The sequence below is a fragment of the Kitasatospora sp. NPDC056531 genome (assembly GCF_042794375.1).
Taxonomy (GTDB): domain Bacteria; phylum Actinomycetota; class Actinomycetes; order Streptomycetales; family Streptomycetaceae; genus Kitasatospora.
On record NZ_JBHTTU010000065.1, the window covers coordinates 24,487 to 38,649 of the forward strand.

Sequence of the window (14,163 nt, forward strand, 5' to 3'; positions counted from 1 at the left end):
GACCGCAGACAAACCAACCCCTTGCGGAAACGTAAGGATGGGGGGGGTTGTCTTCGAGAACGAGCCCCCCCTCGTCCAAAAAACACGGACGGGGGGCCCGCCCCCCATTACTCGATCGAGTTCGCCCCCGCCGGGGCGAGGGAAGGACCTGATGCCCCATGAGCCGGGAGATCGACGAAGGCCTGGAGCGCGCCGAGCGCACCCGCCCCATCCCGGTCCACCTGAACACCAGGGTCAAGTTCCTGTGGGAGAAGGTCGCCAAGAACGACACCAAGCGTCTCGCCCAGGCCGCCGGCGTCTCGGTGCGCACCGCCCAGCGCTGGGCCCACGCCCTGACCGCCCTCGCCGAGGGCGAGCTGATCGGCGACATCCCCATGACCCGGGCCAACGCCGGGAAGGTCGAGCGGGCGGTACGGGCGGCCTGGCAGCCGCGGGTGAAGAAGCGGGTGCGCCGCGACGCCGAGCAGCGTGGCTTCATGCTCCACATCCAGGCGACCTTCGGCTACAGCGCGGCCGGCGGCTCCACCGACGACCCCCGCCCCCGGATGATCACCCAGAAGATGCCCGGCTCGGTCGCCCAGCGGCTCTACGCTGCCCGCGACGCCGGAGCCACCCAGGCCCGGCAGGAAGCGATCCTCGCCGAGGCCCTACGCGACGAGTACTTCAAGGACGGCGGACGCCGCGCCCGCGGCCTCGACGTCGAGCTCAACGACGTCGCCTGGATGGACATCGAGCTGTAGAACCACCCTCCAGCGGCCCCGTGTCGCCGAATGTGACTGAGCGCTTCAGTTGGCCAGTGAGCTGTTGGAATGGCCAGTTGAGCGTTCCCAGTGGAGCTGTCGGCTGAGATCGGGTAGCCGGGGTACGGCGGCGTGACCGGGCTACCCGACCTCAGCGGCAAACCCCTGTCGTCTCAGCTCTCCTTCGTCGTAGGTGGCTGCTGCGTCGGAATGCCCACGACGGGCACCTTGAGGAGCCCATCGATGCCTCCGATGGCGTCCAGACTTACTGGAGGCCACCAGAGTTTCTCGTGCTTCGGCGGCCAGACCTGAAGCAGCATACGGTTGAGGTCATCGCTGGGCTGAACGGTGATCTCCAGGGTGGCGGATTCCATCCCGAAGATCTCAAACACCACGTTCAGCAGCCGGAACCGTGAGACATAGGCAGGTGCGGTCTCGGTTACGGTCCCGTCCACACGTACCTGGACCTGCTGTGGCTGGTGTTGGAACTCGCCCAGTTGAAGTCCGAGCTGGCGGTTGGAGACTGAGCCAGCTCCGATACATATGAACGTGTTCGACGGGAGCTGGCCGGTCTTACGGAACTCGCGTCGGGCCGACTGCGGGAACCACGGCTTCGTGGGTGCCCTTTCATCGACTTGGGTCAGTACGGCGGCAGTCTTGAAGGCCCACTTGGCGAGGCACAGCTGAGCTGAGTCGTCTAGAGTCACCTGGCTGGCGTCAGTGGCGCTGAAGAGAGTCTCCAATAGCGGTTTTGCTTCGTTCTCCAGGGCGCTCATCCAGCCGTTGTTGCAGATCCCGCACACGATCTTGGCCGTCTTGTTGAACGGCCCTCCGGTCTGCAGCCGGGTGCTGCCATCAGGAGAGACGAACTCCCGCGTCCCCACGCCGTTGATGCCCCGCTTGCGCAACCAGTTGGGGAAGACATGTTCCTCGGTGAGAGTGCGTCCCTCGACAGCGCAGAAGAAGCACCGCCGAGGGGCGGAGCGGTTGTCCTTCGGAACCATGTCGTCACTCCTCCAACGCAGATGGGACCTTGTAACGGCGATGCAGTGCCTGGGCATGCCGCACAGGGCAGAGCCTGACCCTAGCTCCTGCGGATGACCGCTGCGTCGCCATGAGAGTGCGAGCGCTCAACTGGCCAAATGAAGTGCTCAGTCACCGGCGGGCGTCATGAAATATCGAGGTTAGTGCCGCAGGCCCCAGAGGGACTTGTGTGCCCAACCTGTCCGCTGAAGCATGAGACCGTATCGGCTGATCAGGCCGTTGGATTCGGTTGACGTGATGGGGTGGCATTCCTCGCCATTGCGTGCGATGACAACTTGCAGTGCTAGTTCGGGATAAGGATTATCGAAAATCCACCACATAGTGATGTAGCGGGGATCCCTGATGTGGTTGGCGATGGCATTGTTCTCATGGATTCTTGCCTGGCGCTTCAGGAAGTCTCCGCTCTTGTTCTCAAGCCCGGGCGGGAGACAGGGATGGCTTTTCCATGAGGCTTCTTTCGGGAACGAAAAGTCCTGGTCTAGCGTCAGGCGGTCCTTTCGAACAACTCCGACGTATGCGGCGACCATGAGGTCGTCGTAGGTGGTCGGGAGTGGGAGTTGTGCGATCTTGCTGGTGGTGATTGTCTGTCCGGGTTCGAGCCAGCTGCCAGGGGGCAGGTTCCAGATGTTGCCTGCCTGCACAGTCTTGTAGTCGCGCACTTCCGTGCGGCTGGAGAAATCTCCTTCCGACACGGACCGCCAGTCCGCTGCGGTCCGGTCGGAGGCGGTCAGAGTCGCGTCCCTGCCCCACACGAAGTACTCGGCGCCCAGAATATAGAGAGGAACGCTGCTGCGGTTCTCAATCCGCATGTTGACGGGGAACGCGACGGCGCTCCCGTCCGAGGTGAAGGTGGGGTCGCCGAATCCCACGTCGAGGAGAGGGTTGATCTGGCTCTGGTATGGCTTGTAGAGCTGCGTGTAGCCGAAGTTGGCGGCCGTGACAACGGCGCCGGCGGCGGCTGCTACCGCCAAGTGTTTCGGAGCCAGGATCACGACACCCGGTGACCGGAGGAGGGTAAACAGCGCCCACCCTGAGCCGACAGTGAGAGCCGCCCAGATGGGGAGATAGACAGTCCAGTCTCCGTCCATGAGTGTCACGGTGAACAGCATGAGGTTGGCCGCAAGCGCAGTGGCGGCACCGAACAGGGCGACAAGGCCGGAGAAGCGGACGGTCCGCCAGAACCAGTGGTCCAGCACTGCGATCAACCCGAGCAGCGACGCTGCCGAACCGACCAGGAGCAGTGCGCCGGTGAAGCGTCCGGTGTAAGTCAGGGCCTCGCTGAGATCCTCAGCACCGAACCGTCCGAGATAAAAGGCTGTCGCCAAAAAGACGAGCGCGATTCCGATCTGAACCGTGCGTCCCGGCCCGGTATACGGGCGGCTGGTGCATGGGAAGGACCTGCGGCACTTCCTGATTCTATGCATGTCGCAGGCTATTGGGGCGCGGCTGGCCACGCGCATAAGGACACGGTGCGTTCACCCTGGCGCAGTCAAGCTCCCTGCCATCAGATGGAGTCGTCGGGGATCTCCCGGGCTTGTTCGAACAGCGCAGACGGTGGCGCCGAGCCGAGTCGGCGTCGGGCTTGGCGCAACGCTGTTGCAGGCGGGTCGACGTCTGGGTTGCCCGGAGCGGCGACCAGCGGGTGTACCACCTGAAACCGGCGGCCACCCTCTGGCGGGCTGACCTCGACCCCGCCGCCGGCCGCCACCGCCGAACCTGTTCAGCACCTCGGCGAGCCGCCACAGCCCGCCGCCCGCTGAACAGAGGAATCGAAGCGCCGGTCCACCAGCACGGTGGCTGGCGCGCTCTGCCCCGGACGGAGCGTCAGGCCGCGCACGATGACCTCCAGCGCCTCCACCTGGTGAGGGCGTAGCGTGATTGGCCGCCCCGGCCTGCGCCGGCCGGTGCGACGTGCCCGGCCCCTCTCCCACTGCCGGTGCACCTTTCGGTGCGACCAGCCAACCGTCCGGCCGCCGCCCCGGCCCACCGGCCAAGTAACCCGGCGCATCGAGGTGCGCGTAACACCTTGATGGCGTAGGTCAGGGCGGGTTGCCGGGACCATCAAGGTCTCCGGCAGGCGTCAAGGTGACGCTGTGCGGCGGTAGGGCTGTCGCGTCCGTCGCGCCCCAGTCGCAGGTGGTCAGGAGGTTGCCCTACGAGTAGCCCTACGAGTTTCCGTACGAGGCGCCCTACGGGTGGCCCTACAAGGTGCCCTACGAGTTGCCCTCACGTCACGGCCCTATGGGGAGAGCCAGCACGTCACAGGCCTGGTCAAGGGGCGCCGGCTGTGCCGACTACTTCTCTGGGAGACCCCGACGGGGAAACAGAAGGAAGAGCACCGAGGGTGTCCCGTACCGCCCCGCCGGACCCTGCCGAATGCCCCGGTGGACGAAGCGCTCCGAAACGCCGGAAGCGAGACCGGCGGCGCCCGACAGTGCACGGAAGGCCGGAGCACCCCCAGGCTCAGGCGGCGGTTTCATGGTGTCGCGCCTGCGGCGGGCTGGTGGTTCTTCTGCGCGTCCGGCGAAGCCGTCCGCGCCGACCCGGGCCGCCCCGACCGGCCGCTCCCGGCGCCGCGCCGACCGCACGTAGACACCTCACGGTGCGAAGGCGTCAAACTGACGGCCCGGGATACCCCGTGTAGCCTGTCGGCTCGTTCGATTTGGGGAGCGGAGTGGGACATCGGTGATCTGGACTGAGCTGATTGACGCCCTGCCGGGGGAGATGACGCTGCACCCGCCGGCGCCTGAACCCGCACTCATGGAAGCCCAGCAGCTGCTTGGCCGTCCCCTGCCGGACGAGCTGGCGGCACTACTGCGAGAGAGCAACGGTGTCGAAGCGGAGTACTGGCTGGAGTTGATCTGGCCGATCGAACGGATCGTTACCGACAATCTGGTCCTCCGAAGCGATGCCGACCTTGCGAAGCTCTACATGCCGTTCGACCCCCTGCTGTTCATCGGTGACGCGGGCAACGGCGATCAGTTCGCGCTCGTCCCGCACACGCGCCGCCCCGACGTCTTCGCTTGGGATCACGAGAACGACAGCCGAACCTGGGTAGCGCCCAGCCTGGCGAAATACCTTGACTGGTGGCTCACCGGAAAGATCAAGCTCTAGCGAAGGAGCCGGTCTTTGCTCTATGCAGCCGCCGTGCCGAGGGCTTCTTGCGGGGTCGGGAAGGCGGCCTGTTCGTCGAACATTCGGCGGTTCTTGAGGCAGTGGTAGAGCTGGCCGAGCATGCGGTTGAAGAGGTTGCGCTGGGCGGCGGCGTGCCAGTCGGAGTGCTCGTCGCGGCGGCGCTTGTAGTGCGCTTTGGCACCGGGGGAGGCGGTCAGGGCGGCGAAGGCCCAGAGGTAGCCGGCGTGGTTGAGGCGGTCGTTCTTCACCCAGCGGCGGGTGATGCTGGACTTCTTGCCGGAGGCCCGGGTGACGGGGGATGCGCCCGCGTAGGCCTTGAGACCGCGGGCGTCAGCGAATCGTGTCCGGTCGTCGCCGATCTCGGCGAGGACGCGGGCGCCGAGCTGGGTGCCGAGGTCGGGGAAGCTGAGGATGATCTCGGCGTCCGGGTGCTGGGGAAAGGCTTCCTCGACGGCTTGGGCGAGGTCGTCGGCGGCGGTGCAGGCGGCCGTGAGCTGGCCCAGGAGGGCGAGCATCTGCTGGCCGAGTGCGTCCTCGATCAGTGGGGGCTGGTGGGCCCAGTCGGCGCGGAAGACCTCGCGCAGCCGCTCGGCCTCGGCGTCGATGCCGCGTTGGCGGCCGGCCCGTTTGAGGGCGGCGGTGATCTGGGTGCGGGTCAGACGCGCGGCCCTGGTCGGGGTGGGGGCGGTCTTGAGGAGCTCGCGGGCCTCGGGGCGGCACAGGCCGTTCTTCCAGGGCTCGAAGGCGGCCAGGGCCGAGGGGTAGTACTCGCGCAGCAGGGAGCGGAGCTGGTTGGCCATCTGCTGCCGGTTCCAGGTGGCGTCCTGCTGGGCGCGGGCGAGGACGGCGACGGCGCGGGCCAGGTCGCTGTCGTCGGGCAGGGGCCGGTGGGCGTGCATGTCGGTGCGCAGGATGTTCGCGAGCACGAGGGCGTCGCCGGGGTCGGACTTCTTGCGGGAGACGGCGTGGCGGTCGCGGTAGCGGGCGGCGGCCATCGGGTTGATCGCGAACACCTTCCGCTTGCCGGTCCGCAGCACCGCGACGAGCAGACCTCGGGAGGTCTCGATCGCGACCGGGATCGGCTCCTCCGCGGTGTCTCCGTACTCCGCCAGCAGGTCCAGCAGCAGCTTGTAGCCGGCCGCGTCGTCGGTGATGTGCCGCTTGGCGAGCAGCTGGCCGGTGTCGTCGACCAGGGCGACGTCGTGTGTCTTCTCCGCCCAGTCGATTCCGCAGTAGATCACGTGGTTCTCCTCCCCTTGGCGCAGGTGTTTGCGCTGGTCACGAGCACATGCGGGCCACGCAGCGACCTAATTCCAGGACTCGGCACCAAGGCCGGTCCGCCACCTCACTAGCCGTTCGTGGCACCAGCGCACCCCACGGGCCCCGGTCTCCTTGGGAGCTCGGCGGCTCGGGCAAAACGAGGGGTCACCGTACGGCGGGCTCGCACCACCAACACCAACGAGTGATCAAGATCTGGGGTGTTGACAGTGGTGGCGGCCGGGAGGACGCCGGAAGGCGCTCGCTCTACGTAGAGGCATTCCAGCCAGGCACCACCAAGGCGTCCGTCCGGCGCCCACACGGCCGCCACCACCACGAGCGCCAGGGCCGTGTGCCGCGCTACCGGGAGACCTCAACGGCCCGGGTGATTCCAGGCCTTAAGCCCCGGCGCTCGAACGGACCGGTGGCAACCCCTGGCTCCCACCGACCGGTTATCAACGAATTAGGCACCACCGTGGGTGGCACCGTAGGCGCCACCGTAGGTGCGCCCGCAGGTACCACCGTAGGTACCCCGCCACCTTCGCCCGTCGCCGATCGTTTCCGCAGCTCAGAGACTGTTTTGGGGCTGCCGGATATTCCGACAACCCCCTCTGTCTGTCCCTCTCCCCTGGTTGCTGGTGGTGTGGTGGTGCGGTTTGGGTGACGGTCCGGACGGCGGGGCTTTCACCCTGCCGGGGGCTGTTGTTCCTGGTGGCGTCCAGCGGGTGCTGGACGCCACCAGCCAGCCCGGCCAACGCCCTTCCGCCGCGTGCCGTTCCTGTGCTGCTATACCGGGATGACTGACACTCAATTTCCCCGGCTAAAGCACGGCTCGGACGCCTGGTGCGCGGCCCGGGACAGCATGGTCGACATCATCAAGGGCTGGGCGACCGCAAGCCGGACTGACTACTACGGCACGCTGAGAAGTCGCTGAGAGAAGCAGGCTTCTCGGTCCCGCCTCGGGGCACGCTGATGAGCAACCTCCTGGAGGCCGCGTGCCGGGTCGAAGCCGACAGAGGCGTACCGGTCATGTTGACCGCCATCGTGGTGAACAAGCGAAGCAAGCGGCCCTCCGACCAGTTTGAGGAGCTTGCCAAGACGGCGCCGTTCCGGCGCGGGGACGAACCGGGGTGGACCTGGGAGACGGAGAAGCGTCGGGTGTTCGCCCACTACAGCTGACCTACGACGACCGGTCGGCGGCGGTGAGGCGGACTCCGAGGACCGAGTGGACGCCGGTCGCGCCGTCGGCGGACTGCCATCCTGTCCAGACGGGCGTCGTTGAACCGCTCGTGGACCCCTCCCTAGTCCAGGTGTGCCCTCGGCCCCGGCGTAGCCCGCGCCCTCGGCCCCCAGCAACGCCCCCAGGGCCGCCAGCAACCGCCCTGGAGCCACCCCGCCGCCGTCCCGGCCCACCGGCCCACCCCGGACGCCCCACAGCCCGCTGTGCGGGCCGCCGGGAAGGCCGCCGACGCCATCGCCGCGCTGCACCACGTCCGCGCCCCGGCCGCCGTCCTGGAGAGCGCGCTCCACCCCGCCCAGGCCCTCCTGGAACAGCCCCACGCCGACCCGCTCCTCCTGGAGGCCGCCGAGGGCCTTGCCGCAGTCATCCCGCAGTACCTCCCCGTCCGGCAGCCGGCACCAACACCGCCGCCCGCCCGGTTGCGCACGGCCCCGGCCCCGACGACCACCGGGACCGGCCAGCTGACCGCGTGAAGACGGGCGTGCCGAAGGCCCGCGCCGGGTACTGTCGCAGCAGCGCCGCCCACGGTCCGGACGGCCGCCCGGGGCCGGTGAGAATCGCCCCGCGATCCCTTGTCTCGGGGCCGGACAGGCCCGGCGACACGCTTCCGGTACCGCTTCCGATACCGCTTCCGGTCACCCCTCACCTTGACGGTGCATCACACCAGGTCAGACCCCTTGTCCAGGCCGTCCAGAAACGCCGACAACCCCTCTGTCGCCTGGCGCGGCTCCATCGGGGTCTCGCTCTGGGCCACTCCGGCCCTTCGCCCAACCCCCGGGCCGTCCCCCCGGCCCCCAGGGGCGGTGCCCGGGGCTCGCGCCTCCTCCGGGCAGCCAGGCGTTTCGGTTGCTGCGGGGCGGCCGGGCCGGGCGGTGGCGGCCGGGGCGGGCGCGACCGACTTGTCGGCGGTGTGCGGTATGCAGAGCGGTCAGCAGCCGTACCGCAGACGTGGGGAAGCGCCGTGAGCAGCCGCCGTTGTTGGCCCGTACCCCTCACACGGGGCGTGACGCGGTCCCCAAAGATCTCGGGGTCCTGGCCGGCGGCGCGGCGCAGCGCAGCGCGTCGGGCGGGTCCTCGCCGTCTGCGGAGCAGCTGGAGCGACGCGAGGGGCCCGCGTCCGCTGCGTGGGGTGCGGCAGCGGGCGCGGGCCCGACGGGCTTACCTGGGGGTGGGATGCCCGGCCGGGTTGGTTACAGGGTGCTGCACTGCCCCCCGCGGGCGCCGGCGACGGTGTTGGGGTGGCCGTCGTTGGTGGGCGGCGGGGTGTTGCCCGAGCAGGACAGGGAACCTCCGATGGTGTTGCCCTCGATCTCGGGGCGGTTGTCCTCGGGGAAGGGCCCGGTGCCGCTGTTGCCGGAGACCAGCATGGATACGCCGATGTGGTTGCCGACGACCTCCAGACCGCCGGTGTTGTTGCTCAGCTGGACCGACAACCGGATCTGGTTGGCGGCGCAGTGGTCGTCACCGGGATCGCCGATGACGACGAACCCGCTCGCCCTGTCGACGGCCAGGGAGCCGGTGACGGTGGTGCCGCACACCCCGACCAGGGTGGAGCCGGAGGAGGAGACGCTGCCCTGGACGGTGGAGTTGCCGATGAACAGGGCGGTGCCCGCCCCGGCCGTGACACCGCCGCGGACGGTGGCGTCGAGGATGCAGGTGCTCTCACCGGTGGCGACGACGCTGGCCACGGAACCGGTGACGGTGCGCGTGCAGTTGACCGTCTGGGTGGCGCTTTCCACGGCGGGGGCCGCGTAGGTGGCGTCGCCGCTGTACTGGGCGGTCAGGGTGTGACTGCCGGGCAGCAGGTTCGACCAGGTCAGCTGGGCCTGGGCGCAGTGGTCGCCTCCACCGGGCGACAGTGGGGCGGTGCCCAGGGTGGCGCCGCCGTCGGCGAAGGTGACGGTGCCGGTCGGGATCGCGGTCGCGCCGCCGTTGGGGCAGACGGTGTCGGTGAGCGTGACCGGGTGCCCGAAGAGCGACGGGGTCGGGGAGGCCGTCAACGTGGTGGCCACGGTGGGCTGCGGGGTGAGGTAGCTGATGGTGATGCCCGCGGCCGCGCTGGTGACGGTGGGGCCGGCGCCGCCGGCGGGGACCAGGGACGAGCCGCCGCCTCCGCCACCCCCGCCCCCGCTCGGAGTGACAAAGGGGTTGATGTTGCCGCCGCCGCCCCCGCCGTAGTAGCCGCCGCCTCCTCCGCCACCGGTCAAGGAAGCCCCCGGGCCGCCGCCGGTGCCGCCGACACCGAGCGTGCCGGGCCCACCGCCGAACACCCCGCCGCCGCCGGTGCCGCCGGCCCCGCCGTGGGTGGAGGTGCCCGCCCCGCCGCCGTTTCCTCCGTTGCAGGTCGCGTTCGCGCCCGGCTGGCCGGCGTCTCCGCCCGGGCTTCCGATGCACTGGCCGGCCCAGCCGGCTCCGCCGCCGCCCGCGGCCACGATGAGGCGGGAGTCGGTGGTGGTGAGGGGGGTGGTGCTGGGTTGGGTGCGGATGTCGGAGGCCCCGCCTCCGCCGCCGCCGAAGTGGGTGCTGCCGCCGCCGTTGAAGCCGCCGGTGCACTGCGCGACACTGGCGCACGAGCCGCCGCCGGTGGCGGCGCCGCCGACTTCGACGTAGAGGGTCTGCCCACCGGACAGCCCGGTGAGCGTGCCGGACACCTGGGCGCCCCGGCCGCCGCCGACGCCGTTGTCCTCCACCCCGCCGCCGGCGCCGGTCGCCGTGACGCCGACCTGGGTGACGCCGTTCGGGACGGTGAAGGTCTGCTCCGCGCCGGTGAAGGCGAACGTACAGGTGGTAGTGGGACCGGACACCGTACAGGTGCCCTGCGCATGGGCGGGCACGGACAGCGCCACCGGGGCGACACCGGCGGCAAAGAACACACCGGCCGCGACGGCCAGCGCGCGTCCACGGCGGCCGGCCGAACCGGCACGGCCCCCGCTCACACCCGAGCCCGGCCGGCCGGCGGCAGCCGACAGAGAGAAATTCACGATCTACTCCCAGAAGGCGGAAGAAGGGGTCTTTCGGCAGGGGACTGCCTGCCCTCCGCCACTCTGGATCAGACAGCCCGGGCCCCGGCCCGCAACCAACCTGACACACCGTCGATTCACCCCGGCGGCGTGCGATCCGGGTCATCGAGCAGCCGTCGCGTGGTCCGCGCTACGCCGTCCGCGGCCCGGGCGGGGACGTGGCACGACCACGCCTCGGGGTAAAAGCCCAAGTGCGGCGAGGCCCCCAGGCCATGTAGCCACCTACCAGGCGACGCCGAGGGCATGCAGCTGCCCGAGCTGCTCGGCGGTGAGCTTGTCCCGCCGGGCCTTCTGGTTGTTGACCCAGGCCCCTAGCGACAGCCCCTCGGCGGTCTTGTGCGCCCGCGGTACCTTCGCGTGACCCTCGCGCTCGACGAAGGCCGCCAGCGCCGCCAGACCCTGCTGGAACCGGTCGGCGCGCGACACCTTGGGCTTGGCCGCCGCGGCCGCCCGTGCGGCGGCGAGCTCCTGGTCCTCGCCGATGCCGAGCGCCGTCAGCAGGTCCCGCTGCTCCTCCTCCAGGCCCGGCCAGCCGGCCCGCTGCGCCTGCACCCACCGTCCGAGTTGCTCGCCCTCGTACACCGTGTCCAGCGGCAGGGTGGTCCAGTCGACGAGGCCGTCGGACTCCAGCCACCACTGCCGGGCGGTGGCGTAGGCGCGTTGCCAGGTGATCGGCCAGGTGGGGCACCACCACGGGTCGATCTCCTCCAGCGCCCTGCGCCGCTCCGGCACGATCGCCCCCGGCTGGCCGGTCGGCACCTGGGCCGCAGCCCGCAGCTCCGAGAGCCATGTCCCGATCGCATACCCGCCGATCGAGGCCCGGGCCGGGGCCGCCAGCGAGCCGCCATGGCCCTTCGCCCAGACCCTGGCCCAGTCCAACCCGGCCTCGAAGCGGGCGTCGGAGACGGACCAGATCATCCCGAGCTGGTCGAGCATGTCAACCCGGTGTCGCGCCAATTCACCATTCGAATGCTCGTTCCGCCGGTCCGACAGCCATTTCCCGAGAGGAAATTTCCCCTCCTCGCCGACCATCGCCGAATAGGGAACGTCAAGCCCGCCGGTTTCCTCGTGCCACCGCCGGGCGTGGTTGATGCCCTCCCGCCAGAACTGATTTTCACCGGTCAGCACCCGCGAGGCGATGAACAGCGCGAGCACGTTCTCGTCCACCGGTACCTGGAACCGCACCGGCAGCGTGAACGCCCCCGACCCACCCTCACCAGACCAGCTCTCACCAGGCCCTGAAGCTGCCTCAGCGCTGCGCCCCTTCGTGCGCTTGCCGGATTTCTGGGGCACGGCGAGGGCCTCCACCACGCGTGCGTCGTGAGACCTCAAGGCAGTTATCTGTAGCGGGATGGGTGGTGGGCACGTTTGCTCTTCAGGCATCCCGTGATGCCTCCTTGAGGCCGGGCGCGGCGCGAACCGTCGGTCCCGCCTCAGGTGCGGGCGGCGGCCGGGCAGGCGCGACGTGCCACCGGCTTGTCCCGTGGTCCGGACTCCCCGGCCACACCACCCGTGGGAGCGAGTCGGGTCGACGAGGCCGTTGCCGGGTGCGGTGCAGTCGCGTCAAATGAGCCGGTGCACCCGGGTCCATCCCCGGGATCGACCTGATCCCGGGGATGAACGGGACCAGGGCCAGGCTCAGCAGAGCCACCAGTTCCTGTCGGCGGGGGCGTTGATGAGCGTTCCGTTCGCTGTCGATCACCGTCCACCTGTGCAGGGCCACGCCGTCGACCTCCACCTCCGGGAAGCCCTCGGCCTCTCCCGCGGGCTCTGGTGCCGGGCGGGGGTGGGCGATCCTCGCCCGGCCGACAGCGGGAGGTCATGCGGTGGCGTGATCCACCCGTGGCCTGTGGCCGGTCGCAGGCTGTTCAGGCAGGCGGGTGCTTCGCCGACGGTGCCGCGCCTGGAGTGAGGAGTCCTGCGGCCATGGCGGCGATCGCGGCGTCCAGGCGGTCGCGCGCGTCCTCCGGCATGGCGGCCAGCCGCAGCGGGCGGGCGGAGATCAGCGAGACCAGCAGCCAGGCTGCCGCGGCGGGGTCGGCGTCCGCACTAATGTCCCCCGCCGCCTGGCCGTGGCGCAGCGTGTCGGCGAGCGCGTCGGCGATCCGGCACACCGCGGCCTGGCCGGCCTGCGCGACGGCCGGTTCGGCGATGGGAGCCACCGAGTCGGCGAACAGGACGCCGAGCGAGCCCTGCGCGTGCAACTGGTCGAGGTGAGCGGGGGAGAGCACCTCGGCCACCAGGACGGCGACGGGGATCCCGGCGGCCACCGCGTCGGCGAGTTCGGCGCAGATCCGGGTCGCGGCGAGGTCGACGACGGCGGCGAACAGGGCCGCCTTGGAGCCGAAGTTCTGGAAGACGACCGGCTCGGTGACGCCGACCTGGGCGGCGATCTCGGAAACCTTGCCGCGCTGGTAGCCGCGTTCGGCGAACACCCCGATCGCCGCAGCCAGGATCGAGGCGCGCCGCTCCTCGGCGCTGAGGCGGGTCCGGCGCGGCTTGGCGGGCGTGGGCGAGGTCACCCCGTCATCGTAGACGGCCCTTGCCAAGGAAACTTAGTGGCGACTAAGGTCAGTGTTCTTAGTCGCCACTAAGTTTGGAGAACGGCATGGAACTGGCACGCCTGCTGCACGGGGACCCGCAGAGCGACACCGACGGCATCACCATCGCCCACGGCCGGGGCTACGAGCTGTTCGGGACCGTCGCCTTCGTCGGCCGCCGCAACCACGTCTTCACCCGGCTCGCCGAGATCAGCGGTGCCCGCCCCGGCGACCGCGCTCTGGACCTCGGCTGCGGGACCGGCTACCTCACCCAGCGCATGGCCAGGGTCGTCTCCCCCGCGGGCACCGCGCTCGGCATCGACCCGTCCGCCCAGGTCGTCGAGCACGCCCGCAAGCTGGCCGCCAAGCAGCCCAACTGCACCTTCAAGCGCGGGATCGCCGAACAGCTCGACGCAGCCGACGACTCGTTCGACGTCGTCGTCAGCAGCCTGATGGTCCATCATCTCCCCGCCCCCGTACGCCCGCAGGCGGTGGCCGAGATGTACCGGGTGCTACGCCCGGGCGGACGCCTGATGATCGCCGACTTCCGGCCCCCCAAGGGGCGCGTCGGCCGCCACCTGGTCGGCGCCGTCACCGGACCTGCGATGGAGAACAACCCGATCGACCTGCTGGAGGGTCTGGTCCGCGACGCCCGCTTCGACGAGGTCAGCGCCGGGGACCTGCACCCGTGGATCCGCTACGTGACCGCTGCCAAGCCCGCCACCCGCGGGGCCGCCGGATGAACCGCCAGCCCGCTGGCCTACGTGCGGTCCGGCTCGCCGCGATCCCGCTGGCCGTGGCCGGCCTCGGCGTACACCTGTGGCTCGGCACCAAGGTCGGCCTCGTCATCGCCGCCGTCGGCCTGCTGGCCCACCTCGCCGCCGGCCTGCTCGGCCGCCGCTGGCTGCGCCGACGCGACGGCGCCGGGTCCGCCCGAGTGACCGACCACCAGCACTGACCGCCCCGGGCCGGTCGCGGCGGGAACGGCGACCGAGGCCAGTTGTGGGTCCGGGCCCCGCGCGGGGATCCGGATCCACGGCGTACCGAGTACAGGGTCTCCGCCGTGCGGCTTGCTTTCTGTACGTGTGCTGTTAGGGCGGGTATCGGGTCGTGATCAATCTGTGGGATTCGCCCTCACAGCGAGGCCTGATCAGGTAGATCTGTCGCGTGACGCGAGTGCAACTGAC

13 protein-coding genes are annotated in these 14,163 nt (G+C 70.0%); 7 read left to right on the top strand and 6 right to left on the bottom strand.

Features of this window, described 5'->3' with window-relative positions:
* Positions 1–158: 158 nt before the first annotated feature.
* Positions 159–740, top strand: coding sequence for a telomere-protecting terminal protein Tpg (tpg, locus tag ACFQ87_RS34000; RefSeq protein ID WP_380614757.1), 582 nt, complete (start codon positions 159–161; stop codon positions 738–740).
* A gap of 173 nt (positions 741–913) precedes the next feature.
* Here the strand turns inward: tpg and ACFQ87_RS34005 are convergent, their stop codons facing one another.
* Complete coding sequence (locus tag ACFQ87_RS34005; protein ID WP_380614758.1) at positions 914–1,744, bottom strand: hypothetical protein; 831 nt, start codon at positions 1,742–1,744, stop codon at positions 914–916.
* Positions 1,745–1,924: 180 nt separating this feature from the next.
* On the bottom strand, positions 1,925–3,244 hold the full coding sequence (locus ACFQ87_RS34010; RefSeq protein ID WP_380614759.1) for a hypothetical protein: 1,320 nt from the start codon (positions 3,242–3,244) through the stop codon (positions 1,925–1,927).
* A 1,225-nt stretch (positions 3,245–4,469) separates the two neighbouring features.
* On the opposite strand from ACFQ87_RS34010, the gene ACFQ87_RS34015 reads away from it, so the two are divergent.
* Positions 4,470–4,898 (top strand): SMI1/KNR4 family protein, encoded by a 429-nt coding sequence (locus ACFQ87_RS34015; RefSeq protein WP_380614760.1) that lies wholly within the window; start codon positions 4,470–4,472, stop codon positions 4,896–4,898.
* Positions 4,899–4,918: 20 nt separating this feature from the next.
* Here the strand turns inward: ACFQ87_RS34015 and ACFQ87_RS34020 are convergent, their stop codons facing one another.
* Positions 4,919–6,160 (bottom strand): IS110 family transposase, encoded by a 1,242-nt coding sequence (locus tag ACFQ87_RS34020; protein ID WP_380614761.1) that lies wholly within the window; start codon positions 6,158–6,160, stop codon positions 4,919–4,921.
* 812 nt (positions 6,161–6,972) lie between these two features.
* On the opposite strand from ACFQ87_RS34020, the gene ACFQ87_RS34025 reads away from it, so the two are divergent.
* The 3 genes from ACFQ87_RS34025 to ACFQ87_RS34035 all read left to right on the top strand — a co-directional run bounded on the left by ACFQ87_RS34025 (position 6,973) and on the right by ACFQ87_RS34035 (position 7,889).
* The gene (locus ACFQ87_RS34025) at positions 6,973–7,110 is read left to right on the top strand and encodes a hypothetical protein (RefSeq protein ID WP_380614762.1); all 138 of its coding nucleotides are present in this window, start codon (positions 6,973–6,975) and stop codon (positions 7,108–7,110) included.
* Positions 7,111–7,148: 38 nt separating this feature from the next.
* Positions 7,149–7,355, top strand: coding sequence for a hypothetical protein (locus ACFQ87_RS34030; RefSeq protein ID WP_380614763.1), 207 nt, complete (start codon positions 7,149–7,151; stop codon positions 7,353–7,355).
* A gap of 264 nt (positions 7,356–7,619) precedes the next feature.
* A complete protein-coding gene (locus ACFQ87_RS34035; RefSeq protein WP_380614764.1) occupies positions 7,620–7,889 on the top strand; it encodes a hypothetical protein in 270 nt (89 codons plus the stop codon).
* Between the two features lie 717 nt (positions 7,890–8,606).
* Here ACFQ87_RS34035 and ACFQ87_RS34040 read toward each other — a convergent pair.
* The 3 genes from ACFQ87_RS34040 to ACFQ87_RS34050 all read right to left on the bottom strand — a co-directional run bounded on the left by ACFQ87_RS34040 (position 8,607) and on the right by ACFQ87_RS34050 (position 12,958).
* Positions 8,607–10,397 (bottom strand): Ig-like domain-containing protein, encoded by a 1,791-nt coding sequence (locus ACFQ87_RS34040; protein WP_380614765.1) that lies wholly within the window; start codon positions 10,395–10,397, stop codon positions 8,607–8,609.
* A 261-nt stretch (positions 10,398–10,658) separates the two neighbouring features.
* On the bottom strand, positions 10,659–11,621 hold the full coding sequence (locus ACFQ87_RS34045) for a helicase associated domain-containing protein (RefSeq protein ID WP_380614766.1): 963 nt from the start codon (positions 11,619–11,621) through the stop codon (positions 10,659–10,661).
* A gap of 683 nt (positions 11,622–12,304) precedes the next feature.
* Entirely contained in the window at positions 12,305–12,958 is a 654-nt protein-coding gene (locus ACFQ87_RS34050) for a TetR/AcrR family transcriptional regulator (RefSeq protein WP_380614767.1), read from the bottom strand.
* Between the two features lie 86 nt (positions 12,959–13,044).
* Here ACFQ87_RS34050 and ACFQ87_RS34055 point away from each other — a divergent pair, with 86 nt between their 5' ends.
* Both ACFQ87_RS34055 and ACFQ87_RS34060 read left to right on the top strand, forming a co-directional pair.
* Positions 13,045–13,719 carry a class I SAM-dependent methyltransferase gene (locus ACFQ87_RS34055; RefSeq protein WP_380614768.1) on the top strand — a complete coding sequence of 225 codons (675 nt, stop codon included), beginning with the start codon at positions 13,045–13,047 and terminating at the stop codon, positions 13,717–13,719.
* On the top strand, positions 13,716–13,934 hold the full coding sequence (locus ACFQ87_RS34060) for a hypothetical protein (RefSeq protein WP_380614769.1): 219 nt from the start codon (positions 13,716–13,718) through the stop codon (positions 13,932–13,934). Before ACFQ87_RS34055 ends, ACFQ87_RS34060 begins: the two co-directional genes overlap by 4 nt.
* Positions 13,935–14,163 lie beyond the last annotated feature (229 nt).